The organism is Legionella gresilensis, assembly GCF_900639865.1.
Classification (GTDB): Bacteria; Pseudomonadota; Gammaproteobacteria; order Legionellales; family Legionellaceae; genus Legionella_C; species Legionella_C gresilensis.
Genome location: NZ_CAAAHX010000004.1, coordinates 187,115 through 209,058, shown reverse-complemented (window position 1 = coordinate 209,058; position 21,944 = coordinate 187,115). Strand labels below are relative to the sequence as shown.

Below are 21,944 nucleotides of genomic sequence, written 5' to 3'. Positions count from 1 at the left end.
AAGCACCACATTTTTAAGTTCATTATAAATAGTTAATTTGTACTTTCAGGCCATTGTTTATTATTTATTGAGCGGCTGGTAATTGAAAGCCCCTTCCTCCTAAGTATGCACTTAAAGATTCTAAAGTCATATTTTCACCAGCCCAAAAAGTCCCGGTGGCATTTGATGGTAACTTTACCTTTGGCCAATGACATATAGCTAATATACCAGTACAAGGAATTTGCTGCTCATGCCCAGGTCTTGATTCAATACAGCTTAATTCAAAAGAATTCTTATCCAGCGCTAAGGCCGACCAATGCTGCGCTTCAAGGCGACTACTCCACCCAGCACTAGCACTTGGCTCTGAAACAGGATGCGTAATCCACAAATCATTAGAGGAATTATTGTAAATTAAATAGAGCGTTGGCTGTTTAGTTTTTAATATGACTGTTTCACCTTCTACAGCAACAGGATTACAACTCGTAGGAAATGCAACTTGGCAATAAGCTAAAGTATTTACAAACAATGATAGCAGCATTGTGCCCCAAATTTTCATGAAAATCTCCTTCTGTCTCTTAATTAACGTAAATTCGACATAAAAGAGCCTTTGTCTCGTTCATGTCGAACTCACGTTAATTAAGTCATTCTATAAATTAAGATAACGTTCAAATACGTTACCAATTTAGCTTCTTAAGTTATAACAAAATTTAGTAATTTTATTAATACTACACTTTTTGCGCAGAAATTGGTAATTAACACCGGTAAGCCTTTATTAAACCTCTTTCTAAACTGTCAAAGGCAAGACATGCTCTTAGAAAAAAGGGCTGAAAAATCGCAGTGTACGAGAAGTACATAAGCATCCCCATCTACATGGGGACAGGCCCCCATCTCCATGGGGACAAGCTTTGAAGCTATTTTTTCTAAAGAAATTGGCTGCTTATGGCAGTTTGGAAAGAGGTCTATTAAAGTTTATTTAATTTCTACAATTTCCCATTTAAAAATATGATACACTGAAGCTTTTCACAGTAATAAACTAATTATGAAAATTAATGTATTAGTTGCTGAGATCGTTAACTTACATCGTAGTTGCATTATCGCATGGAAAAGCAATGAAGTAACTTATAGTTATAAAAACTTTCTTGCTTTAGTTGAAGAAAACCATGGGTTTAACTATAAACTTTGGCATGCTGAAGACAAAGCGCGCCGTGATGACATGGGTTATGAATTTGTTTATTGCGCCAAACGAGAGATTGATTATTACAACCAGCAGCGTAATAATCGAATGGAAGCAATTGATGAATGGCTTTTTAATTGCTTAAAACCAGCCCCTTACGCAGATAGCTGTCCTATACATTCTGAAACACCCGGCATGATTATTGATAGGCTTTCTATTCTCGCTCTTAAGATCTATCACATGAAACAACAAACTTTACGTCAAGATGTTGATAAAGAACATATTTTTCAGTGCCAACAAAAGCTTAATATTTTAATACAGCAACAAAACCAATTATATCTTTGTTTAGAACAACTACTTAACGAACTTAAAAGCCAGACACGAACATTTAGAATTTATCGACAATTAAAAATGTACAATGATCCTAATTTAAATCCACAACTCTATCAGCAGGAAAAGACATAACTAAATAATTATAACATAAAGCTATTTTAAAACTGCCTAACTAACCTGGTGTTATAGCACCTATAGTTGGTGGAATAAAATTTTCTTTCCTAGAAAATAATGAAAAGCCAGATAAACCTAGCCTAAAAGACTGAGAAAAATTTTGTTTCTTAGCTATGCGCATATCGGACTTAGGGCTAGTCATATTAGCTTGTTTAAGTGTTTCTACCTCTTCTCTCGCAACGCTATGTTTACCAGAAAAACTACTATTTGTTGTTATTTTAATTTTTTCTGTTTGGGCCTTTGAGCTTCGATTAGTATGAAAGAAGGAGGTAGAGCGGGGTATTTGAACTGGCTGGGTTGGGGTTTGAGTGGTATGTTGAATATTTTGAGAATTATCAGGCGCCCTCCCAGCCACTATCGAATCTTGGCTTCCTGAGGGCGGCTGTAGCAGCTGTTCCGAAGGCAAAGTGTCTTCTGCGTTAATTTGGCGAATTATCGGGGGAGTATGATACGGTTTGTCATCTTTGGATGGGACTGAGTCAACTTTAGGATTTGTTTCAACACTAGCTGTCTGTTTAGTGATAGAAGATTTAGGCTGCGATATAGGAGGACGGCCAAAGCTTCGAGCGTGAGCGCGTAGCGCCATGGTAAAGGCATATAATGCTGAGGCGGCAAATGAAATACCTATCATAACTGGCGTATCATGATAATGTCCGTCACTTGCTAACTCTTGCAATGGATTCAGTGTATAATCTACAGCTTTATTACCTTTACTTAACCCCGAAAAAAAAGAGCGTATTGTTTCAAACCATTGTTGAAAAACAAATTCAGGTGCAGTTGGCACTTTTTTACCATCATCAATAACTTTTTTTACTTCCTCTTTAAAATCCCTCGTTTTTTGAGCATGCTCTGAATCTCTTATTAGACTAATATTTCGTTGCTGTATTTGTTTTAACTCTTTTAACATGTCATTTAGCTGTTCATAAGGTTTATCAACAATACTAACTTCCTTCTTTCTATGTTTATAATGTTGATACATTGAATAAGCAACAAAGCCGGCTAGAAATATAATGCCCACAGAAATGCAACTGATAATTAACGCTGGCGGAAATGTCGCTGTGCTAAAAACAATGATTGTTGCAATAGCAAACAGCACACTAGAAAGAGCGCCATAAGCAGCTAATCCATGTCTCATTCCTTCTAAACAAGCTTGTATTGGTGATAAGGTTGATAAAGACTTAAGATGCTCACGTTTATTTTTAAGCTTTAATAAGGTTGCTTTTATATTGATGGTTAATTTATCTTGCTCTTCAAGCAGCGCTTGCGTTTTATCACCTAGCGCGATAAGTTCAGATATTTCTTGTAATCTTCCAAAATTAGCTTGCAAAATTGGCGTATTTTCTTTAATAAATAATGCGAGATCAATTTTTATTTGCGAAATTTTAAGCTTACGCTGATTGTCATATTCCTCATAGATCCGTGTTGCAATACAAACAAGAGAATAAGTAATACAAAGGCTAGCCATCGCTAATAGTAATGGCCAATTGAATGAGCATAATGTGAGTACCCCTATATAATAATAGAGGCTATCTGCGGTACCACAATATGCTGTTACTATATAAGCGAATCGATGTCTATTCTTTACCTCTTGAGTTTGTTTAAAAATAGAGTTTCTTATTCGTTCGTAGTCTTCGCTTGATAAGTTTTCATTATTCTCAATGGATGCCAATAATATAGCATTTGTTCTCATCATATCTTTGCGCAGACCTATCATATGACGTAGCCAAATACGATTTAAAATGGTTAAGCCACTTATTGCTAAACCTATTGGAAGAATTAAAAGATTTAAATTAGTACCGCCTAATAAGTTAGCAACTTGAATCGCACTACGAACTCCTTTGTAGCCATTTTTTAGCCCTTTTAATGAATCGCGAAGATAAGGCCATGTAACAGCGATATAGCGTTTAAAAAGGTTCTTGTCGCTGTCTTTAAAATGATTAGCAAGCATTGAAAAGACAATTAATGTGATTGATTCAGTTGCTGCGACTAATATCCCTGTAGGCGTTAATGTCCATTCATGCAGCGCATCAGATGAGGAGGTTTTACTATTAGTTAAAATAACGTCGAAGAAATATTTAAGAGTACTATAAGAAAGATTTAAACCATCTAGTAAACCATACAGAAGATAAATATGGCCAGCTTCATGCAGTTGTCTAGCCAACAAGCGGCTTTGTACATCTAGCCTACCGGCGATAGCATAAATAGAACTTTCATTGTCACTTGAAGAGTCTTTATCATCCGCTAAATTGCTCTTGGTCGTCATGGAATTAATGCAACGGCTAAGATGGGCCGCATTTTACATGACTTCCACATAAATGGCAATATATTTTTCAGCTTGGCTTAAAATAAATCAGAATAACTAGTCCATCGACAATATTACCATAATTATCTAAAATTAAAAGTAAAACTTTATTATTCTTTAGCTAGCTCGCTCCTCTGTATCCTTATAATTATTAGATTAATGGCGGATATTTTTTGCTTAGTTTGCAAACTTTTTACCTATTAAATTTACTCCAATCGTGAAGTAGATAATCTTTAATAGCTTGTTCTAAAACTTCATTATTGAAGTAACATTTTTATATTACTGCATAGATATACAATTATCTCTTGCCAAATGGTCAATAAATGAGTATAAAGAAGCTACTGTGACATATAATTGCACACTTAAAATTATGCAGCTAGCTATCTTATTAATGACTAAAAAAAGAGTGACTTATAGTTTTAACCTTCGATTAATTCATGATGTGGCCGGTTAGGCCGTTTACGTTCGCTCAATATTCAAACTTTGCTCTAGCTTAAACTATCTATTGAAACCCGGAAATAGAGCCTTAGGCTAAACCTTAATTTTTAATCAGTAGGAAAATTTTTTCATGCAGCAGCAGTATAAATTAACATTAATTTATGGTTTCGCAATTTTTGTAATGTTTTTTGGGTCTGGTAATCTAGTATTTCCTTTACAAATCGGCTATACAGGTGGTTCACACTGGTTTTTAGCATTTATAGGTTTATTATTAACTGGTATTTTTTTACCCTTGCTAGGTTTATTTGTAATAAAACTTTATCATGGTAATTACCTGCGCTTTTTTAATGAAGCAGGAAAATTAGCAGGCGCATTTTTACCTTTTCTTATTTTATCTCTTTTAGGTTCATTTGGTGTTGTCCCCCGCTGTATTACGGTTGCGTATGGCAGTATAAGTTATCTTTTTCCACAAATTCCTTTAATGTGGTTTAGCTTAGCCTTCTGTCTTATTACTTTTTTTCTCTGCTTAAACGATACCTTTATGGTTAAAGCATTAGGAAAATGGATGAGCCCTTTACTATTATCTACCCTTATTATTTTAATTTTCATTGCAGTAATCAAAGCGCCTGCAAATGTTCATAAAACTGTAGCTAATCAAGCTTTCAGCACTGGCTTTTTAACCGGTTATCAAACGATGGATCTTTTTGCTGCTTTTTTCTTCTCATCACTCATTTTTAAGCAAATACAAAAAGATTTTCCAAAATCCTCTAATCAAGAAATTATTCGTTTTGCAATTAAACCAAGTATTTTAGGTGCTACTTTATTAGGACTTATTTATTTAGGTTTAGTCTACCTAGGCTCTCATTATGCGGTTTTCCTCGCTGATGTTAGGCCTGAGTTAATTTTGCCTACTATTGCTGCGCAAGCGTTAGGTAGCCAAGCTACTTTGTTTATGGCTATTACGATGTTTTTTTCTTGTTTAACTACTGCAGTCGCTCTAAACAATTTATTTGCGCGTTACCTTGCTACAACCTGCAAAGTGAACAAGGATAAGTTTTTTATTTTTTTAATACTTACAACAGGTTTTGCATTTATTATATCTTTATTAGATTTTAAAGGCATTGCAGCTTTTCTAAATCCTATTCTACAACTTACTTACCCTGCTTTAATTGTATTAACCGTACTGTGCCTATTTTTACGTAAAGGACAACGCTTTAAAATGGCAAGTTTTTATTTTATTACAGGATTAATTGGACTTACTTCTTTGCATTTAGCAAATTAAAGAACATCGTTAGCTGCTATAAATAGAATTTTTTCGGACGAGATCGACCTCCAATGGTAGTTTGAAGAGGTTTAATGAGATTTTTTTTAAATTGAAAATAATTTTCCTGTATTAGCCTTTTTTGGAAACCTGGGCATAGTGTCACTAAACTGGTAAGATTCATAGATTTAACTAACGAGAGTTCAGTATAAAGAGATAAAGTTTCTCTTATATCGTTAAACGAACGTTATCAAAAGCGAGTGTAGCATGACAGATTATAAGATCTGTTACATTGCACTCACGTTAACTAGAGAGAAAGAGATGAAGTTATCTACATTGCTCATTTTAGTTTGCATAATATTTTCAGGATATACAATGGCTGGAGAAAACAAAATTGTTTATGGATATGTTGAAAAAGCCATCCTGGTTGATAAAAATCTTCCTTTATCAGCGAAACTAGATACAGGTGCAAAGTCAGCTTCCCTTAGTGCGATTCATATTGAACAAGTGGAACAAAATGGCAAAATCTATTTAAGTTTTCTTGTTCCTACCAAAGAAGGTGACATACCATTTATCGCTGAATATTTAGGAGATGTAAAAATTAAAGTAAGAGCAGGTGAAAATTTAAAATCTAAAAAAGATCCATTAAATAGGCCTGTTGTACTTGTACGTATTCGATTGGGTGATAGAGAACGAACTATTCCTGTTAATTTAGCTAATCGTAAACGCTTTTTATATCCTCTTCTGCTAGGAAGAGATGCTATTAAAGCATTCTCAGGATTAGTAGATCCAAGTATTACTTTTAACGTTAAACCAGCAGTGTTGAATAATAATGAAGTCAAATAAACATCATGTCTACGGTTTAATTATAACCTTATTTGTTCTAGGCATAGGATTATTTTTATATCGCCATTTATTTTTAGATGTACCTCTTACTGATACTGAAACTGTTAATAGCTGGATGGTTGAAGCAAATCTTCGTTTCACAGCCGAACGAAATACGCCAGTTAAAGCGAATTTTATTATTCCTTATATGCCCCCTTATTTTGCTATTTTAGATGAGTACTTTGTTTCACATAACTATGGCATTACAACAAATTTAGTTGGTTATAATCGACAAACAGTCTGGTCATTACGCCGAGGCGCCGGTGATCAATCACTTTATTATCGAGCAATATTTCGTGAAACAGATACTAATGAAGCAACTCTACCTAAACCACCCGCTATTAAAATGCTGTCTCTGGCAGAAAACCAAAAATCGGCGGTTAATAATATTACTAACTTAGTTCGTCAGTCTTCGGCAGATATTCAAACCTTTGCCCAAGGAACAATTAAAGAACTCAATAAAAAAGAAGGGAATGCAAAACTTTTAATCGGTAGTGATTTCTCTGAAGATAATGTCCTTAATGCAGCAATATTGATATTAAATCAAGCTAAGATTTATGCCATGCCTGTAAAAGGCGTTTATTTAAGCCAGCAAAATAAAGCTGAATTTAAATCTTTTATGGCTGTTTATAACGGTAAAGAATGGTTATATATTAATCCCCGCACTGGCAGTGCCGGCTTACCCAAAAACTTTTTAGTTTGGCAATATGGTTCTGAACCTTTATACACTGTCGTAGGTGGTAAACGAGTGGCATTTAATTTAACTATCTCACCTACGCCTATAAATGCGTTAACTATTGCTAAAGCTCGGGGCTTACAAACAGATTCGGAGATGTTACGATTTTCCTTACTTCAGTTACCCGTTAATGCCCAAGAAACTTATAAGATTTTACTTACCGTCCCCATTGGCGCTTTTATTATTCTGTTATTGCGTAACTTTGTTGGCTTAAAAACATTTGGGACATTTATGCCTGTGTTAATCGCACTTGCCTTTCGAGAAACACATGTTATTTGGGGTATATCACTATTTATCCTTATAGTCTCTTTTGGCCTATTAGCTCGCTTTTACTTAGATCAGCTTAGGCTTCTTTTAGTCCCAAGGCTTGCAGCTATCTTAACTATTGTTATTCTTTTAATGATCTTTATTAGTGTGATGAGTCAAAACTTAGGCCTTGAATCTGGCCTTTCTGTTGCACTATTTCCTATGGTTATTTTAACCATGACTATTGAAAGAATGTGTATAACCTGGGACGAACGTGGTCCAAGTGAGGCCATTAAATCAGGGCTAGGTAGCTTATTTGCAGCCATTATTGCTTTTGGGGCTATGAGTTATTCTCCAATTCAATACTTATTTTTTGCTTTTCCAGAATTATTATTAGTTTTATTGGCTTTAATTTTATTTGTTGGCCAATATAGAGGCTATCGGCTCTTTGAACTATTCCGCTTTAAAGTGCTGGCTGGAGCTGGAGGTCCTTAATGTGGCATGTTTATCGTCGTTTGAAACAGAAAGGCATTTTAAGTATTAACCAACGTAATAGTGATTATGTACTACGTTATAATCACCGTAAGCTCTATCCGTTAGTAGATGATAAATTACAAACTAAGCACTTGGCTTTAAAAGCAGGCATTGCTGTTCCGCCACTTTATAAAATTATAGAAACAGAGCATCAGATAAAAGAAATTAAACAACTTTTATCTCCTTATAAAGATTTTGTCATAAAACCTGCCCATGGCGCCGGAGGCGATGGCATTATTGTTGTCACGGAGCGCGTCTTTGGACGTTACAGACAAATAAATGGTAAATTACTCACCGATCAAGAACTAAGCTATCACCTTTCATCTTTGTTATCAGGGGCTTATAGCCTTGGTGGCCATGCTGATTATGCCATTATAGAACATCGTGTTATTGTCGATTCAGTTTTTAAAGAAATAAGTTATGAGGGTGTACCTGATATTCGTGTTATTACTTTATTAGGCTATCCAGCTATGGCCATGGTTCGTTTACCAACACGCTTATCAGGCGGTAAGGCCAACCTACATCAAGGTGCCATTGGCGCAGGAATTAACCTTGCAACTGGAAAGACCTTAGGTGGGGTTTTTCATAATGACGCGATTGATTATCATCCCGATACCTTAAATCCAATTGTAGATATTGAGGTTCCGCATTGGGATAAAATTCTTGAGATTGCTGCAAGTTGTTATGAGCTGACTGGACTAGGGTATTTAGGTGTGGATATTGTCCTTGATAGAGATCATGGCCCTTTAATGCTTGAATTAAACGCAAGGCCAGGGCTAAATATACAAATTGCTAATCGAGAAGGTGCTGTTAAACGCTATAAATTAATTGAGGCACGTGCAACTACTAAAGAAACTATTCTTGATAGAGTGGCCTTCAGTAAGCAAGAATTTGCACGTTAAGTTATAAACTTAAGGCCCTAAGACTTAACACGTAGGGCCTTAATTAAAAATACCTTGTACTAACGAAATAGTATTGGATACTAAAAATTAAATTAATTTTATTTTCTAACTATTAAATTATTTTGTACACCTTTTACGCCAGGCACTTTAGTTGCTAATTCAAGAGCTGTATCACTTTGTCGAATAGTTTTAACATATCCACTTAATTCTACAATACCATTAGTTGATTGTATCTCAATGGGTATTCCTGCAAGTTGATTATTGTTAGCAAAAGTAGCCCGCACTGAATCAATGATTGCGCTATCAGAATTCATAAAAGGTACGCTATTGCTGGAAAGTATATTATTTTGGCACCCAAACAACGACATCAGTAACGTTGCTATAACCGCTATCTTAAAGCAATTTTTCATGGGTTCTCCTTAGTTAAGTCAACTGTCAGACCTTATCATGACTACTTCATATTAACAACTTCTCATTAGTTAATTGAATTAAATCAATGATTGATTATAATTATTTGCTTGTTTTACGTGTTAAAGTGAGGAATAAGATGCTTATTTCGCAGGAACCTGCTGCTGAAAAGAAGACCCAATTTCGTATTAGAATAAGTAAAGCAGTGTATGACGAAATAACAGAATACTGTGAACGTGCTGGTATCCGCTATAGAGACTTCTTTATTGAACATGCATGCCGCTACATTTTTAAACATGATGAGGATTGGCAAGCATTTAAGGCAAGCAAGGAAATTGAATAATTATTAGCCAAATAGTTATTGCTGCTATATCAACATTTTAATAAGTACTAATACTGTTAAATGCAAAGGATAATAAATCCAAAATAGATATCGTAACCTTGGAAAGTGAATATCTATTAAAGTTGCTAAAAAAATAATGGGGATTGTTGCCATAGCCCAGTTGTTATTATTGACTGGGTTTAATAAAAGATATGAAATTAAAATAAAAGTAGCAAATAATATTGAAGGTTTACGCAAGTAAAGCCAAAATGAAACACTTAAAGCCACCCCAGGCCAACTAAATTCAACAAATAAACTTCCTACGAAAAATATACAAAAAGCCAGAGGTTGCCCTCCTTTCTGCGAATAAATAAAAATGGTTGTTGCAGCGACCCAGAGTGTAAACATTATATTTAAGGGCAGAATGCTTTTTAAATGTAGCATCATGATATAGCCAGGAGTTGCTAAGAGCCCGAATAATAAGAGCCTTCTACTCATTTTTAAATAAATTTTACTGGTAAGTTTTACAGGCCTGGCCAGATTATAAGCAAAAACAAAAGCAAATAAAGGCATTGCTAAGCGCCCAATACAAAAGGCAGGATAATAACTTGGATTAAAAAAAATGCGATTAACATGATCGATAGTCATAAATAGCAAAGCTAGCCATTTTAAAGCCTCAATCGTGCCATCAGTAATTTTTATCTGTGGAAATTTAAACACAGCAACACTTATAAAATTAAACCTGTATCATAGCAATAATTTTTGATTAGTTAATAAATTTATAAATTCCCCGGTTAAATCTGTATAATGATTTATAATTAAGTTTATATAATAATTAGCTGGTCAAGAAACGTTGCTTGCTTAGAAAGCTAATGTTAATTTAATACTGTAAGTAGCAAAATTTAATAAATTTCAATAGGACTTACGAAAAATATCTTAGTCAAGGCAAAAAATATTTTAATGACGGAGTTTAAATAGACTAAGCGACTGAATTAAAAATATTTTTTAACGAAGAAATTGGTATTTTCGTAAGCCCTATAGATTTTAAATTTACTATCATACTAATTGAGGTAAGGCTATGGCACTAACTAATAAAAAAGTTGGTATTTTAATTGAGAATGACTACCAAGAGTTAGAATTTTGGTATCCTTATCTACGCTTACAAGAAGAAGGGATAGAACCTTTAATTATAGGAAAAGAAATCAAAAGTTATACCAGTAAACTAGGTTATGAAGCAAAAGCGGATATTACGGCAGAAGAAGCAAGTAGTATGTATTTTGATGCCATCATTATTCCAGGAGGTTATGCCCCTGATAAAATGCGTGTGCAACCGGCCATGGTCCGTTTAGTGAAGAATACCTACGAACAAGGTAGGATCGTTGCAGCTATTTGTCATGCTGGTTGGGTACTAATCTCTGCTAAAATTTTAAACGGAAAAAAAGTAACCGGTGTTAAGTCTATTCAAGATGACTTAATTAATGCAGGTGCTCAATTTCTTGATGAACAGGTGATAGTAGATAATAATTTAATTACTTCAAGAACCCCAGTTGATTTACCTTTTTTTTGTCAGCAAATCATTAAGAAATTAAAAGATAAAAAATAAGTTTCAATTGTACTTTATCTTAAATGATTATCTGATAGCCTTAAAAAAGCTTAAATAAAAGTAAGCCTCTATTTCTTCTCTTTTTCCAGCTTCTGATCATTTAAATATTACTTATTACGTTCCTTATCTCATTTCTTCACCTACTTTACTTAGCTTATTAGATAGGCCCGTTACTAAAAATTATTTGTTTAATATTTGAACTTAATAGTTTACCTACCTATACTGCTAAATGATGACTGCTTATTTTTATTAGCTCATTGAAGACTTAACAATTATTTAAGGAGTCGGATATGAAGATGACAGAAATAGTAAAAATTGCTGTTCTTTCTGGATCATTTATTATAACACCTGTTGCTTTCTCCAGTTCTAATCAAGCCCTTTCTACAGGGAATAAGATGATGCTAGCTCATTATGGGCATAAACATTGGAAATATAATAACTCTTGGAAATATAATAAATACTGGAAACATAATAATTCCTGGAAATACCATAACTATCCTGGCAAAAAGGTTTGGTGGGATAATGGTTATCATCATGGTTGGCATAAAGGCTACAAGTATAATAATTGGTACTATAAAGGCAAATATGGACCATCTTATAAACACTGGAAACATTATTCACCCTACCCCTATTAAGATACCAATTAAAGAGTAGATCTCAATAAACACATAAGTAGTTAAACTGGCAGCTACTTAGGTGTTTATTGCCCCTTTTTAAGAATTGCTTATGTTTATCACTACTATTATTAAATAAAAGTAGGTATAAATAATGATACTAAGCCTTTTTGTGAGGATTACTTCATTGCAGGAAAATAATTTATAAAAAATATAATGATTACTTTATTGAGTACTCATCAATAGAAGATCATATAATTATCAAATAACTTATCATCAAATGGATAAAATCTACAAACATTGTCAATGTAAAAAGTGGAGGTTAGCCATGAATATGCAAATAGTTAATACCGATGATGTTATTGGAGCTGATGTTAAAGATTCACGAGGCAAAAACTTAGGCATAATTGAAACACTTATGCTTGATAAACTACAAGGACAAGTCGCTTATGTAGTATTATCGTATAGTGGCTTTTTAGGTATGGGCAAAAAATTATTCGCTCTTCCTTGGAGCTTATTTTCTTATGATTTAAAACGAGAATGTTTTATTGTACCCATTGATAAAAAAGTTTTAGCAGCCTCACCTGGATTTGATAAAGAACATTGGCCAGATATGTCTTCTAAGGCCTGGAAAAAAACAATGACTGATTATTACGGAAGTTATTTATCTCACCCAAATCAACATTGATAAAAGATAGCGCTAAAATTCATTTTGGCACTATTAAACATTTTAAAATTAAATTACAAGGAGATAGTATGAAAAAAAAATTACTCTCAATATTGGGAGCTACTTTTGCTATACCTCTACTAGTTCATGCAGACTTACAGCCACCTACAGCGAGTCCTACTGAGAAGGACACTACTACACAAACAATGCCAAAGGTCGGCAGTAAGTCTCCAGAAACTGCAAAGAAAGCTGAAAATAAAGATGAAAAAACCGTGGATGATAGCATGGTAAATGAAGATGCACCAGCAGGCCCTGTTATTCCACCAAGTAATAATATAAATGATTCACCTGGGCCTTAAATAACTCTTACTGCCAAATAAATACTATTTGGCAGTAATTAATACCTACCCCGCCCTAGGGAAATTTGGGAATGGTATTATAGTCGGAATAAGATGGAAGAATTGCAAAATGTAAATAAGTAACAAAATAAAAACTAAGAAATTTAATAAGCCTTTTATCATAGGTGCCATAGGAATAAATGCATTAATCCCCCAAAGCACAACACCTACAATAATAATTAAAATAATTAAATGTAAAAGCGTCATAGTTAAATCCTTTTCACCAAAAGAATAAACACTCTAACTAACCTTTAATAAAAACTCAATTAAAAGTATGTACCCTTTCATTAAATATTAATAAGTATACAAAAATCACTAGGTTAATGATTGAGTTGTTTGATATTTTTTTTAAATAGAGAGTTGTCTGCTGAGAAAGTAATTGACAGTTAGAATTAAAAGTCATAATTCCTTATTATCTAAATAAAGGTATTTTAATGTTAAACTTAGATTTATAAATTTAATAGTTCAGTTTAGCTAATGTAAGTGAGCTCAATATGAGAAAATTTAGTCTTCTTGATCAAATGATCCATGAAGTTGACGTGGCCTTACGTACACTTTTGCCGCCACAAAAACGAATTAGTCAGCGCTCATCTCCAACTGAAAATAAGAGTTTTACAGAGACATTAACAAATAATCAGCAAAAACATGTCGCCGGCCTTATGAGAGTAAACCATGCAGGTGAAGTTTGTGCGCAAGCCCTTTATCAAGGGCAAGCATTAACAGCGCGTTTAACTGATGTAAAAGCACAAATGATAAGTGCAGCAGAAGAAGAAATTGATCACCTAGCTTGGTGTGAAGAACGTCTAATTGAATTAAACAGCCAACCTAGCTTATTAAATCCAATCTGGTATATTGGTTCATTTACAATAGGTGCGCTTGCAGGGTTAATAGGCGATCGATTTAGTTTGGGCTTCTTAGCAGAAACAGAATTACAAGTAAGTGCTCACTTACAAAAACATTTAGAAAAACTGCCTGCAGAAGATAAAAAAACGGCACTTATTTTAAAGCAAATGCAAGAAGATGAAGCTCATCATGCGGACATGGCTAAACAAGCAGGCGCGGTTGAACTTCCTAACATTTTAAAGTATTTAATGAATAAAACATCTCAAATAATGACTAAAACAAGTTATTATATTTAATTATGATCAACATTATTTTGATAATTGTTGGCCTTATTCTTGTTGTCCTTAATGCCTTTTTCGTAGCAGCAGAATTTGCTATGGTCAAATTAAGGTCCACAAGAGTGGCGATTATTGCAGCTCAGTATCCTTGGCGCGGTGTCATTTTAGCTCGCGTACATAAACAACTAGACGCTTATTTATCTGCATGTCAGCTAGGTATTACTCTAGCTTCTCTAGGTTTAGGATGGGTAGGTGAACCTGCCTTTGCTAATTTACTTTCACCTTTATTAATATATCTTGGTATAACTAAGCCAGGGCTGATTGAGTTTATTAGCTTTACTTTCGCTTTCACGCTGCTATCTTTTCTTCATATTGTTATTGGTGAATTGCTTCCTAAGTCTTGGGCAATAAGACAAAGTGAACGCATTAGTCTGTGGACAGCAGTACCTCTGTATGTTTTTTATTGGCTAATGTACCCCATTATTTGGCTTCTTAATTCTTGTTCTAATTTCTTTTTAAAAAAGCTACGTTTAGATGAAGTGCACCCTGGTGAGCAGTCACATTCTACTGAGGAATTAAAACTTATACTTCGTTCAAGCCAATTACATGGCGAGCTTACCTCGCAGGAAAGTAATATCTTAGCTCACACACTTGAACTTGCTAAATTACAAGCAATTGATGTCATGTGTTCTTATCATGATATGGTAATGCTAGATAGCACAATCTTAGAAAAAGAACTTCTTGAAACATTAGAGCGTTATCGCTATAGCCGCTATCCTGTTTACAGTCAGAAAGAAAAAAAAATAATTGGCCTTTTACATGTTAAGGATATACAACCCTTACTACATAATAAGGATGATAATGAATTGTTAGATTTACGAGCTTTGGCAAGACCCATTCCCAAAGTTTCACACAGGTTACCTGCTTTAACCTTATTATGTCAATTTCAAAGTGGCATGCCACATTTTGCCTTGGTCTACAATCGCCAAGGTGATATTGCCGGTTTCGTTACGCTCGATAATTTATTACACTTAGTTCTTGGCGTTATTAAAGATGAATTTCATAAAACTCGAGATGCCTGGGTAAAACATCCTGATGGTAGTCTAACTGTTAAAGGAAATTGCCCCATATTTGCTTTAGAAAGAGTCTTACAAAGACCATTGACACTTACAAGTGAGCAAGAAGAAATTACAACAGTTGGGGGTTTAATTTTAAATCAACTTGGTTCTGTACCAACAATTGGACAACAAATTGAGTTTGTAGATTTTTTTGCCATTATTGAAGCGATGAAGAAGGCTAGAATTACCCAAATTAGAATTTTTCCTAAAGATAAAAAATTTAAAAACATGGATAGATGATGGTTTCGGACCCTTTTTTTATATTGTTTGTTATCTTAATTGCCTTTATTTTTGATTTTATTAACGGCTTTCATGATGCAGCTAATTCAATTGCTACTATTGTTACTACCGGCGTTCTAACCCCAAGACAAGCAGTTATTTGGGCAGCCTTTTTTAATTTTATAGCATTTTTAGTTTTCAATTTGACTGTTGCTAAGACGATTGGTAGTGGCCTTATTGATACAAGTATTGTTGAACCGTATTTAATTCTCGCTGCCTTGTGTGGTGCAATTTTTTGGAATCTCTTCACTTGGTATTATGGTTTACCCTCAAGCTCTTCACATGCATTAGTTGGTGGACTTGCAGGTGCTGCTTTAGCTAAAGCAGGATTTGGGGTATTAAAGCCTGCAGGTTTCCTTAAAGTATTAGCTGGTATCTTTATTTCGCCTCTTGCTGGCTTATTACTAGGGGCTTTTTTAACAACGATGATTGTTAGGTTTACCGAAAATCACAATGAACAAACTTTACAACGATCTTTTAGAGGCTTTCAATTAATTTCATCAGCTTTCTTAAGCTTAACCCACGGCGGTAATGATGCTCAGAAGACAATGGGTATCATTGCTGTGCTGCTATTTTCTTCTTCTTGGCTAGGAGATACTTTTTATGTACCTTTTTGGGTCGTTGTTAGCTGCCATTTAGTCATCAGCCTAGGCACCTTGGCAGGCGGCTGGCGTATTGTACATACAATGGGGACCAAAATTACTGAGCTAAACCCTCTACGGGGCTGTGCGGCTGAAACGGGCGCCGCTATTATCATTTTTATAGCTACTGAATCTGGAATCCCTGTATCTACTACTCATACTGTCACTGGGGCTATTACCGGTACCGGCGTTAGCCGCGGTTTAGAAAAAATACGCTTATCTATCTTAAAAAGAATATTTTTTGCATGGTTATTAACAATTCCTGGAGCAGGTATTGTAGCTGCCGCTACTATGTTGTTTTTTAAGTAGATTCTTACTTGAAAGTTTAGATATTCTCACTACTAAAGCTTATTTATAGGACTGACGAAAAACACCAAGGTCAAGGCAAAAAACATTTTTAATGAGGGAGTTTAGATAGACTAAATGACCGAATTAAAAATGCTTTTTAACGAAGAGATTATGGTTTTTCGTAAGTCCTAATTTAAAAATATTAAAATTATTAAAAAATGGCTTTAAATATAGTGGTCACAAATATGCCATATAAAATAGCGCCTAAATAAGCCACTAATAAGCACAAACCATCCTCACCTGTTAAACCCAATCCAAACAAAATGATGAGACCGGCAAAAATAAAATTACTCATAGGGATAGGTAATAATAGAAGTAGACTTAATAGAAGTAACGCAACACCATGTACTCTTTCCATAATAGGAGAAGTCATAAAGCATAAGCGTGGTTTCAATAACTTTTCAATATACTTTAAGTAGGGTAAAGTTTTTTTTATTATTTTAGAAAGCGTCTCAGTGTTAACTGCCTTTTCTGATAAGAATTTTGGTAACCATATTCGGTGCCTTCCAATAATAATATGCAATGCAACAAAAACAATGGGAAGTCCAAAAATAAAAGAGAAGCCGGGTACGGCTGAGATAGGAAGGGCACTTGGCAAAGCAAAAAGAACAATTATAAAACCTAAGCCTTGATCGCCTAATTCTTCAACAATACCCCCATAAGTCATTTTTTTTTCTTTTGCTGCGGTCTCAGCTAGTCGCTTTAATGCGCGCGACATCGGGTAAATTTTATCTTTACTGTCCTTAGCCAAAATAGATCCTTGGTCTTAATTTTTTAATTTTTTGCGGTATTCAAAGTACTATGAAACTGACCATAAACGAAGTAAATAATTAAGCCTATAACCATCCATATAACAAAGCGTAGAATTGTAACCCAAGGTAAATGGATAACTAGATAAAGACAACTTATTACTCCAAGTACTGGAATAAGAGGCATAAGGGGTGTTTTAAAAGGTCGCGGTAATTCTGGGTGTTTGTAACGTAAAATAATAACACCTATACAAACTATTATAAAGGCAAACAAAGTACCGATATTTACTAATTCAGCTAAATCACTTATCGGGATTATGGCAGCAATGAGGGCCATAAGAATACCACAAATTAAAATAATTCTTATGGGCGTTTTAGAGTGAGTGCTGGTGTGTGCAAAGAGCTTAGGTAATAGGCCATCTCTGGCCATAGCAAGAAAAATACGTGTAAGCCCATAAAACATAACAAGCATGACTGTCGTTAACCCAGCAATGGCGCCAACACCAATTAAACCTGCAGCAACCTTATGCCCTAAAAGTAACATAGCGTGACTTATAGGCGAAGGTTCATTTAATGAAGAATAATGCACTATTCCAGTTAATAACCCTGAAACGATAATATATAGAATTGTACATATAATTAATGAACCCATAATACCTAAAGGTAAATCACGTTGCGGATTGATAGCTTCTTCAGCAGCTGTTGATACAGCATCAAAACCGATGTAGGCGAAGAAAATTAATGAAGCACCATGCATTACACCTATCCAGCCAAAAGGCATAAATGGTGACCAATTCGCTGGTTCGACATTCATACTTGCTATAACTATGAATAGTAATATTACAGCCAATTTAATGAAAACCATCAGATTATTAAAACGTGAACTTGTTTTTACGCCCCAAATCAACAAGACTGCTAACAAAAGAATAATACTTGGGGCTAAAATATTAATCCAGCCACCATCGAATGGGCCTTTCAACAAATGATGGGGTAAACCTATCCTCATTGTTTTTAACAAATCATTAAAATAACCACTCCAACCAGTTGATACTGCGGATACAGCAATTGAATATTCTAAAATTAAATCCCAACCTACAATCCAAGCAATTAACTCGCCAAATCCAGCATATGCATAGCCGTAAGCGCTTCCGCACCCGCCTACTAAAGAAGCTAATTCAGCATAAGATAAAGCTGAGAATGCACACGCAAATCCTGCCATTACATAAGAAAAAATAATTGCAGGTCCTGCTTGAGTAGCAGCTACTATCCCCGTTAAAACGAAAATACCTGCGCCAATAATAGCACCAACGCCAAGAAAGATTAGATCAAAAGCAGACAAACATTTCGCTAAATGACCCTCAGAATGACTATGCTCAATAATTAATTTTTTACGAAACAAGTCCATGTTATGCTCTCTTTCCTATGTAAATATTAGCTTTATAACAATAGTATGCTAAAGTCACTTTAGCATTAAATATTCTATCTGGGAATTAAGACTAAAATTTAATTGCAAACTTATGAAACGAGCCATCATCGTGCTGTTCCTAACATTCTTTTTGCAATATAGCCATGCTGGAGAAATCGAGCATTGTGTAAATTGGCCGTATTGGTTCAAAGCTGCTTGCCAACGGCTACATCAAGTATGGGAACAAGGCGATAATGAGCTCTATTTCTCTGGGTATGCCTGGCATAATCGTTACACTTATAGTGCTAAAAAAATTAAAACTTATAATGAACACGCATGGGGTGGCGGTTTAGGAAAAGGCTTTTACGATGAAAAAGGAGATTGGCATGGATTATCTGCTATTGCCTTTCTTGATTCTCATAAGAACGTTGAACCAGCGGTAGGGTATGCTTTTTTAAAAATGGCTCATTTCAATGAACATACACACCTGGGTATAGGTTATTCGATTTTAGTCACAGCTCGCCCTGATATATTTAATAATATTCCTTTTCCTGGCATATTGCCTTGGGCGTCATTTTCTTATCGCCAATTAACTTTATCAGCGACTTATATTCCAGGTGCCGAAGGTGCCGGTAATGTATTGTTTATCATAGGAAAATGGACGTTCGCTCATATTTAAAATTTAACAAGTTAATCTTTGCTGTTAAAAATTTTAAAATTATTTCTACCTGCCTGTTTAGCTTGATAGAGTGCGTAATCAGCATCTGCCAATAACTTAGTATGGGAATCTTCTTCTCCTCTATAAAAAGCAAGACCAATACTTGTGGTTATCACTAAAGTCAGATCATTAAATTTAAATGGGTCACTAACTTTTTTAATAAGTTTATTAGCTATAATAATAGCATCTTGCTGGGAAGTTAATTCCTCTAAAAGAATGATAAATTCATCACCACCCAAACGAGCAAATATATCAGTATTGCGTATACCGCGCTTAACACGTGCGCTAAATGCCTTTAATAATTTATCCCCTATCACGTGTCCATAGGTATCGTTAATTGATTTAAAATAATCAATATCTAAATATATTAAACCTAATAAGCAACCATGACGTTTTACATGTGCCATTGAGCGCTGCAATATATCATCAAATGATTTTCTATTAAAAATTTGTGTTAAATAATCATGATGAGCTAAATAGGATAATTTTTCTTGTGCTACTTGTAATTGTTTTAAAGTTTTGGTTCTTTCCTTTAAAATACGTTCATTGGTTTCATGTAAAATTTGATGTGCCAAACCTGAAGAAATAAAACCAGCCATTAATTGTAATATATGAATATCATTAATAGAGAAGGCGCGTGGTTTATCAGATAAAATCTTAAGAATTCCAATGGGCTGGCTCTCATAAATTAAAGGAGCAACAACAAGCGAACGTGCCCGCACTTTTCTACAAGCTTCAATATTAACACGCTCATCTTGCTCCGTATCTTCTGAATAAAGCACTTCATTTTTTGCAACACATAAACCAGAAATACTGCTCTGTCTACTAAGACGTAAACCTAGATGATTAGCAATCAGGCCCGTTGCCGCTCGATAAACTATGTCATTTTTTTCAACCAATTCAACCACCGCACCTGTTGCTGGCGTAAGTAATTGTAATTGTTCAGCAACAAGCTGCATAAATGCATCTAAATTAAAATTTGCTTGCCCTAGTAAGGATTGGGTTTTAATAATTTGTTTTAGGTAAGCAGATTCTTGCTGCAAACTAGAATTTTTAGCTGATTGCTTTATCCTCATTAATCACGCTCCTTGAAGAGCAGTTTCTATAGTTTTATAACTTAAATCTAATACGCATCACGCCTTACTGCTAATAAATTATTTGGAGTAGGCGGTTTAAATACCTCATATTTATTTTACTGATTAAATTTTGCCCTGTAGTCGTTTATTAGATAAACTATCTGCTAATTTATTCTAATTAAATTAATAGTAGCAGCAAACGTTAATAGCTGCTTGTTTATTACTCTAGATTTGGACAAAAAGGCCATATATTTTTTACAAGATATATTAATAAATGTTTTATAATCAATAATTAAGGTAATAAACGGGGGAAATTATATGAAAGCTTTAATAAGTGCTGTTTTACTTTTATTTACAAGTTTTACTTGGGCGATTAATAGTAATTTTTTATTTTTACAACAATCAAGCACAGGTGAGCTTATTAAAAATAAAGATCATAGCTATAGCTTAACCTTACGAGATGTACCAACCTATATTAGTTATTTTACTGATAAACCAAAGAAGCAAGCGGGTATTTTACCGTTATCGCAATTTATTGAATTATTGGCGGGTAAAAATATACGTAATCACTTCTCTGCTATCCCTCCTAATGCAACGATAGTTATGTTATCCACCTCTGGCCACCCACAAAATTTTATTGCTCTTCTATCAAAACCACATTATGTCGAGAACGCTACTATCACCTATCAATTAAAAATAATGAGCAAGGATCCAATTCTTACTGGCAATATGAAATACATTAATATGTTTATTGATGATGTGCATTGGCAGCCTAATAGAATGACTAATTAATAGACTTCTTCGGACACTGCTATTGACAGCCAATCTCATCCGAAAAAAGTCTTCAAAGCCTGTCCCCCTGTAGATGGAGATGCTCATGTACTTCTTGTATACTGCGCTTTTTCACCTTTTTTCGACTGACCTTGTCTCCTCACTTACAGCGTCCGAAGTCTAATGTAAGTTTAAAAATTTATATTATCTCTTTTTTATTGTATGTGCTTGTTTTTGCTTATAGCCATATAAACAATTTGATACCGTAAAATAATCACGGTATCAAACAAGGTTATTTAACTATTGCTTATCTATGAGGGTGATAAGAGTGGTTATGAGTATGGGAATTATGCCAATCTTCTTGTGGATCCCGTCTACTATGGTTTCTAAGGGGTGAATTGTAATGTACAGGTGCCTGCGTGTTAGTTACATAGTGATGAGGATGAGGATTAGAAGTCGGCACTATAATTTGTTGCGGTTGTACTGTTATAGGATATTGGCGTTGGTGGTGATGATGGTTCCTATTGGCTTGCGTAACGACAACCGTAGGTGTTGGAACAGAATTTAAGCCAACTAAAATAGTACTAGTTGATTGTTGCGGATAATTGGGTCTGCTCATTTTAGTCCTCCAATGTCTAAAGAACAGACTATATAATTAATTTTACAATTATGCAACATTCTTAACATAATTGTAAAATTCAGCAAGATGGCCTCTTTAATTAACCAAATAAATTAATTTTTT

At 34.5% G+C, this 21,944-nt stretch carries 24 protein-coding genes; 15 read left to right on the top strand and 9 right to left on the bottom strand.

Translation table 11 applies throughout. The features are described from left to right. Window positions 1–64: 64 nt before the first annotated feature. On the bottom strand, window positions 65–535 hold the full coding sequence (locus E1P04_RS06295; RefSeq protein WP_131782068.1) for a hypothetical protein: 471 nt from the start codon (window positions 533–535) through the stop codon (window positions 65–67). A gap of 483 nt (window positions 536–1,018) precedes the next feature. On the opposite strand from E1P04_RS06295, the gene E1P04_RS06290 reads away from it, so the two are divergent. Next, window positions 1,019–1,618: a DUF4254 domain-containing protein gene (locus E1P04_RS06290; protein ID WP_131782067.1), complete on the top strand. Its 600-nt coding sequence runs from the start codon at window positions 1,019–1,021 to the stop codon at window positions 1,616–1,618. A 40-nt stretch (window positions 1,619–1,658) separates the two neighbouring features. Here E1P04_RS06290 and E1P04_RS06285 read toward each other — a convergent pair whose 3' ends face one another. Then, window positions 1,659–3,923 (bottom strand): hypothetical protein, encoded by a 2,265-nt coding sequence (locus E1P04_RS06285; protein WP_131782066.1) that lies wholly within the window; start codon window positions 3,921–3,923, stop codon window positions 1,659–1,661. 607 nt (window positions 3,924–4,530) lie between these two features. Here E1P04_RS06285 and E1P04_RS06280 point away from each other — a divergent pair. The 4 genes from E1P04_RS06280 (at window position 4,531) to E1P04_RS06265 (ending at window position 8,964) form a co-directional block, all read left to right on the top strand. Next, window positions 4,531–5,682, top strand: a complete 1,152-nt coding sequence (locus tag E1P04_RS06280) for a branched-chain amino acid transport system II carrier protein (RefSeq protein ID WP_131782065.1) — start codon at window positions 4,531–4,533, stop codon at window positions 5,680–5,682. A gap of 354 nt (window positions 5,683–6,036) precedes the next feature. Then, a complete protein-coding gene (locus tag E1P04_RS06275; RefSeq protein WP_242604395.1) occupies window positions 6,037–6,507 on the top strand; it encodes an ATP-dependent zinc protease family protein in 471 nt (156 codons plus the stop codon). Continuing rightward, the gene (locus tag E1P04_RS06270) at window positions 6,494–8,023 is read left to right on the top strand and encodes an inactive transglutaminase family protein (protein WP_131782063.1); all 1,530 of its coding nucleotides are present in this window, start codon (window positions 6,494–6,496) and stop codon (window positions 8,021–8,023) included. The genes E1P04_RS06275 and E1P04_RS06270 overlap by 14 nt, the downstream gene beginning before the upstream one ends. After that, entirely contained in the window at window positions 8,023–8,964 is a 942-nt protein-coding gene (locus E1P04_RS06265) for an alpha-L-glutamate ligase-like protein (protein ID WP_131782062.1), read from the top strand. Before E1P04_RS06270 ends, E1P04_RS06265 begins: the two co-directional genes overlap by 1 nt. Window positions 8,965–9,062: 98 nt before the next feature. Here E1P04_RS06265 and E1P04_RS06260 read toward each other — a convergent pair whose 3' ends face one another. Beyond that, complete coding sequence (locus E1P04_RS06260; RefSeq protein WP_131782061.1) at window positions 9,063–9,374, bottom strand: BON domain-containing protein; 312 nt, start codon at window positions 9,372–9,374, stop codon at window positions 9,063–9,065. A 137-nt stretch (window positions 9,375–9,511) separates the two neighbouring features. Between E1P04_RS06260 and E1P04_RS06255 the strand changes: the two genes are divergently transcribed. Next, window positions 9,512–9,715 (top strand): hypothetical protein, encoded by a 204-nt coding sequence (locus E1P04_RS06255; protein WP_115329549.1) that lies wholly within the window; start codon window positions 9,512–9,514, stop codon window positions 9,713–9,715. A gap of 24 nt (window positions 9,716–9,739) precedes the next feature. Here the strand turns inward: E1P04_RS06255 and E1P04_RS06250 are convergent, their stop codons facing one another. After that, window positions 9,740–10,414: a TraX family protein gene (locus E1P04_RS06250; RefSeq protein ID WP_131782060.1), complete on the bottom strand. Its 675-nt coding sequence runs from the start codon at window positions 10,412–10,414 to the stop codon at window positions 9,740–9,742. A gap of 358 nt (window positions 10,415–10,772) precedes the next feature. On the opposite strand from E1P04_RS06250, the gene E1P04_RS06245 reads away from it, so the two are divergent. From E1P04_RS06245 to E1P04_RS06230, 4 genes are all read left to right on the top strand, one after another. Continuing rightward, window positions 10,773–11,297 carry a type 1 glutamine amidotransferase domain-containing protein gene (locus E1P04_RS06245; protein WP_131782059.1) on the top strand — a complete coding sequence of 175 codons (525 nt, stop codon included), beginning with the start codon at window positions 10,773–10,775 and terminating at the stop codon, window positions 11,295–11,297. 290 nt (window positions 11,298–11,587) lie between these two features. Continuing rightward, complete coding sequence (locus E1P04_RS06240) at window positions 11,588–11,932, top strand: hypothetical protein (RefSeq protein ID WP_131782058.1); 345 nt, start codon at window positions 11,588–11,590, stop codon at window positions 11,930–11,932. A gap of 307 nt (window positions 11,933–12,239) precedes the next feature. Next, window positions 12,240–12,599, top strand: a complete 360-nt coding sequence (locus E1P04_RS06235) for a PRC-barrel domain-containing protein (protein ID WP_131782057.1) — start codon at window positions 12,240–12,242, stop codon at window positions 12,597–12,599. 68 nt (window positions 12,600–12,667) lie between these two features. After that, window positions 12,668–12,937, top strand: a complete 270-nt coding sequence (locus E1P04_RS06230; protein WP_131782056.1) for a hypothetical protein — start codon at window positions 12,668–12,670, stop codon at window positions 12,935–12,937. 45 nt (window positions 12,938–12,982) lie between these two features. On the opposite strand, the gene E1P04_RS18010 is transcribed toward E1P04_RS06230, so the two are convergent. Further along, a complete protein-coding gene (locus tag E1P04_RS18010) occupies window positions 12,983–13,183 on the bottom strand; it encodes a Thivi_2564 family membrane protein (RefSeq protein ID WP_115329537.1) in 201 nt (66 codons plus the stop codon). Between the two features lie 287 nt (window positions 13,184–13,470). Here E1P04_RS18010 and coq7 point away from each other — a divergent pair, with 287 nt between their 5' ends. From coq7 to E1P04_RS06210, 3 genes are read left to right on the top strand one after another with little or no spacing between them, the layout of a single operon-like run. Beyond that, complete coding sequence (gene coq7, locus E1P04_RS06220) at window positions 13,471–14,115, top strand: 2-polyprenyl-3-methyl-6-methoxy-1,4-benzoquinone monooxygenase (protein ID WP_131782055.1); 645 nt, start codon at window positions 13,471–13,473, stop codon at window positions 14,113–14,115. A 2-nt stretch (window positions 14,116–14,117) separates the two neighbouring features. Continuing rightward, entirely contained in the window at window positions 14,118–15,455 is a 1,338-nt protein-coding gene (locus tag E1P04_RS06215; RefSeq protein ID WP_131782054.1) for a hemolysin family protein, read from the top strand. Further along, entirely contained in the window at window positions 15,455–16,444 is a 990-nt protein-coding gene (locus E1P04_RS06210; protein ID WP_131782214.1) for an inorganic phosphate transporter, read from the top strand. The genes E1P04_RS06215 and E1P04_RS06210 overlap by 1 nt, the downstream gene beginning before the upstream one ends. A gap of 190 nt (window positions 16,445–16,634) precedes the next feature. Here E1P04_RS06210 and E1P04_RS06205 read toward each other — a convergent pair whose 3' ends face one another. Both E1P04_RS06205 and E1P04_RS06200 read right to left on the bottom strand, forming a co-directional pair. Further along, window positions 16,635–17,234, bottom strand: coding sequence for an exopolysaccharide biosynthesis protein (locus tag E1P04_RS06205; RefSeq protein ID WP_131782053.1), 600 nt, complete (start codon window positions 17,232–17,234; stop codon window positions 16,635–16,637). 23 nt (window positions 17,235–17,257) lie between these two features. Then, on the bottom strand, window positions 17,258–18,637 hold the full coding sequence (locus E1P04_RS06200) for an amino acid permease (protein ID WP_131782052.1): 1,380 nt from the start codon (window positions 18,635–18,637) through the stop codon (window positions 17,258–17,260). A gap of 112 nt (window positions 18,638–18,749) precedes the next feature. Between E1P04_RS06200 and pagP the strand changes: the two genes are divergently transcribed. Further along, a complete protein-coding gene (gene pagP, locus E1P04_RS06195; protein ID WP_131782051.1) occupies window positions 18,750–19,316 on the top strand; it encodes a lipid IV(A) palmitoyltransferase PagP in 567 nt (188 codons plus the stop codon). Window positions 19,317–19,327: 11 nt separating this feature from the next. Here pagP and E1P04_RS06190 read toward each other — a convergent pair whose 3' ends face one another. Further along, the gene (locus tag E1P04_RS06190) at window positions 19,328–20,431 is read right to left on the bottom strand and encodes a sensor domain-containing diguanylate cyclase (RefSeq protein WP_131782050.1); all 1,104 of its coding nucleotides are present in this window, start codon (window positions 20,429–20,431) and stop codon (window positions 19,328–19,330) included. Window positions 20,432–20,749: 318 nt separating this feature from the next. Between E1P04_RS06190 and E1P04_RS06185 the strand changes: the two genes are divergently transcribed. Further along, window positions 20,750–21,223 (top strand): hypothetical protein, encoded by a 474-nt coding sequence (locus tag E1P04_RS06185; protein WP_131782049.1) that lies wholly within the window; start codon window positions 20,750–20,752, stop codon window positions 21,221–21,223. Between the two features lie 286 nt (window positions 21,224–21,509). On the opposite strand, the gene E1P04_RS06180 is transcribed toward E1P04_RS06185, so the two are convergent. Continuing rightward, window positions 21,510–21,821 (bottom strand): hypothetical protein, encoded by a 312-nt coding sequence (locus E1P04_RS06180; RefSeq protein WP_131782048.1) that lies wholly within the window; start codon window positions 21,819–21,821, stop codon window positions 21,510–21,512. Window positions 21,822–21,944 lie beyond the last annotated feature (123 nt).

Bases quoted from the DNA above. Each gene is read 5' to 3' on its own strand.
- E1P04_RS06295 (WP_131782068.1), bottom strand. From the start codon at position 535: ATGAAAATTTGGGGCACAATGCTGCTATCATTGTTTGTAAATACTTTA.
- E1P04_RS06290 (WP_131782067.1), top strand. From the start codon at position 1,019: ATGAAAATTAATGTATTAGTTGCTGAGATCGTTAACTTACATCGTAGT.
- E1P04_RS06285 (WP_131782066.1), bottom strand. From the start codon at position 3,923: ATGACGACCAAGAGCAATTTAGCGGATGATAAAGACTCTTCAAGTGAC.
- E1P04_RS06280 (WP_131782065.1), top strand. From the start codon at position 4,531: ATGCAGCAGCAGTATAAATTAACATTAATTTATGGTTTCGCAATTTTT.
- E1P04_RS06275 (WP_242604395.1), top strand. From the start codon at position 6,037: ATGGCTGGAGAAAACAAAATTGTTTATGGATATGTTGAAAAAGCCATC.
- E1P04_RS06270 (WP_131782063.1), top strand. From the start codon at position 6,494: ATGAAGTCAAATAAACATCATGTCTACGGTTTAATTATAACCTTATTT.
- E1P04_RS06265 (WP_131782062.1), top strand. From the start codon at position 8,023: ATGTGGCATGTTTATCGTCGTTTGAAACAGAAAGGCATTTTAAGTATT.
- E1P04_RS06260 (WP_131782061.1), bottom strand. From the start codon at position 9,374: ATGAAAAATTGCTTTAAGATAGCGGTTATAGCAACGTTACTGATGTCG.
- E1P04_RS06255 (WP_115329549.1), top strand. From the start codon at position 9,512: ATGCTTATTTCGCAGGAACCTGCTGCTGAAAAGAAGACCCAATTTCGT.
- E1P04_RS06245 (WP_131782059.1), top strand. From the start codon at position 10,773: ATGGCACTAACTAATAAAAAAGTTGGTATTTTAATTGAGAATGACTAC.
- E1P04_RS06240 (WP_131782058.1), top strand. From the start codon at position 11,588: ATGAAGATGACAGAAATAGTAAAAATTGCTGTTCTTTCTGGATCATTT.
- E1P04_RS06235 (WP_131782057.1), top strand. From the start codon at position 12,240: ATGAATATGCAAATAGTTAATACCGATGATGTTATTGGAGCTGATGTT.
- E1P04_RS06230 (WP_131782056.1), top strand. From the start codon at position 12,668: ATGAAAAAAAAATTACTCTCAATATTGGGAGCTACTTTTGCTATACCT.
- E1P04_RS18010 (WP_115329537.1), bottom strand. From the start codon at position 13,183: ATGACGCTTTTACATTTAATTATTTTAATTATTATTGTAGGTGTTGTG.
- coq7 (WP_131782055.1), top strand. From the start codon at position 13,471: ATGAGAAAATTTAGTCTTCTTGATCAAATGATCCATGAAGTTGACGTG.
- E1P04_RS06215 (WP_131782054.1), top strand. From the start codon at position 14,118: ATGATCAACATTATTTTGATAATTGTTGGCCTTATTCTTGTTGTCCTT.
- E1P04_RS06210 (WP_131782214.1), top strand. From the start codon at position 15,455: ATGGTTTCGGACCCTTTTTTTATATTGTTTGTTATCTTAATTGCCTTT.
- E1P04_RS06200 (WP_131782052.1), bottom strand. From the start codon at position 18,637: ATGGACTTGTTTCGTAAAAAATTAATTATTGAGCATAGTCATTCTGAG.
- pagP (WP_131782051.1), top strand. From the start codon at position 18,750: ATGAAACGAGCCATCATCGTGCTGTTCCTAACATTCTTTTTGCAATAT.
- E1P04_RS06190 (WP_131782050.1), bottom strand. From the start codon at position 20,431: ATGAGGATAAAGCAATCAGCTAAAAATTCTAGTTTGCAGCAAGAATCT.
- E1P04_RS06185 (WP_131782049.1), top strand. From the start codon at position 20,750: ATGAAAGCTTTAATAAGTGCTGTTTTACTTTTATTTACAAGTTTTACT.
- E1P04_RS06180 (WP_131782048.1), bottom strand. From the start codon at position 21,821: ATGAGCAGACCCAATTATCCGCAACAATCAACTAGTACTATTTTAGTT.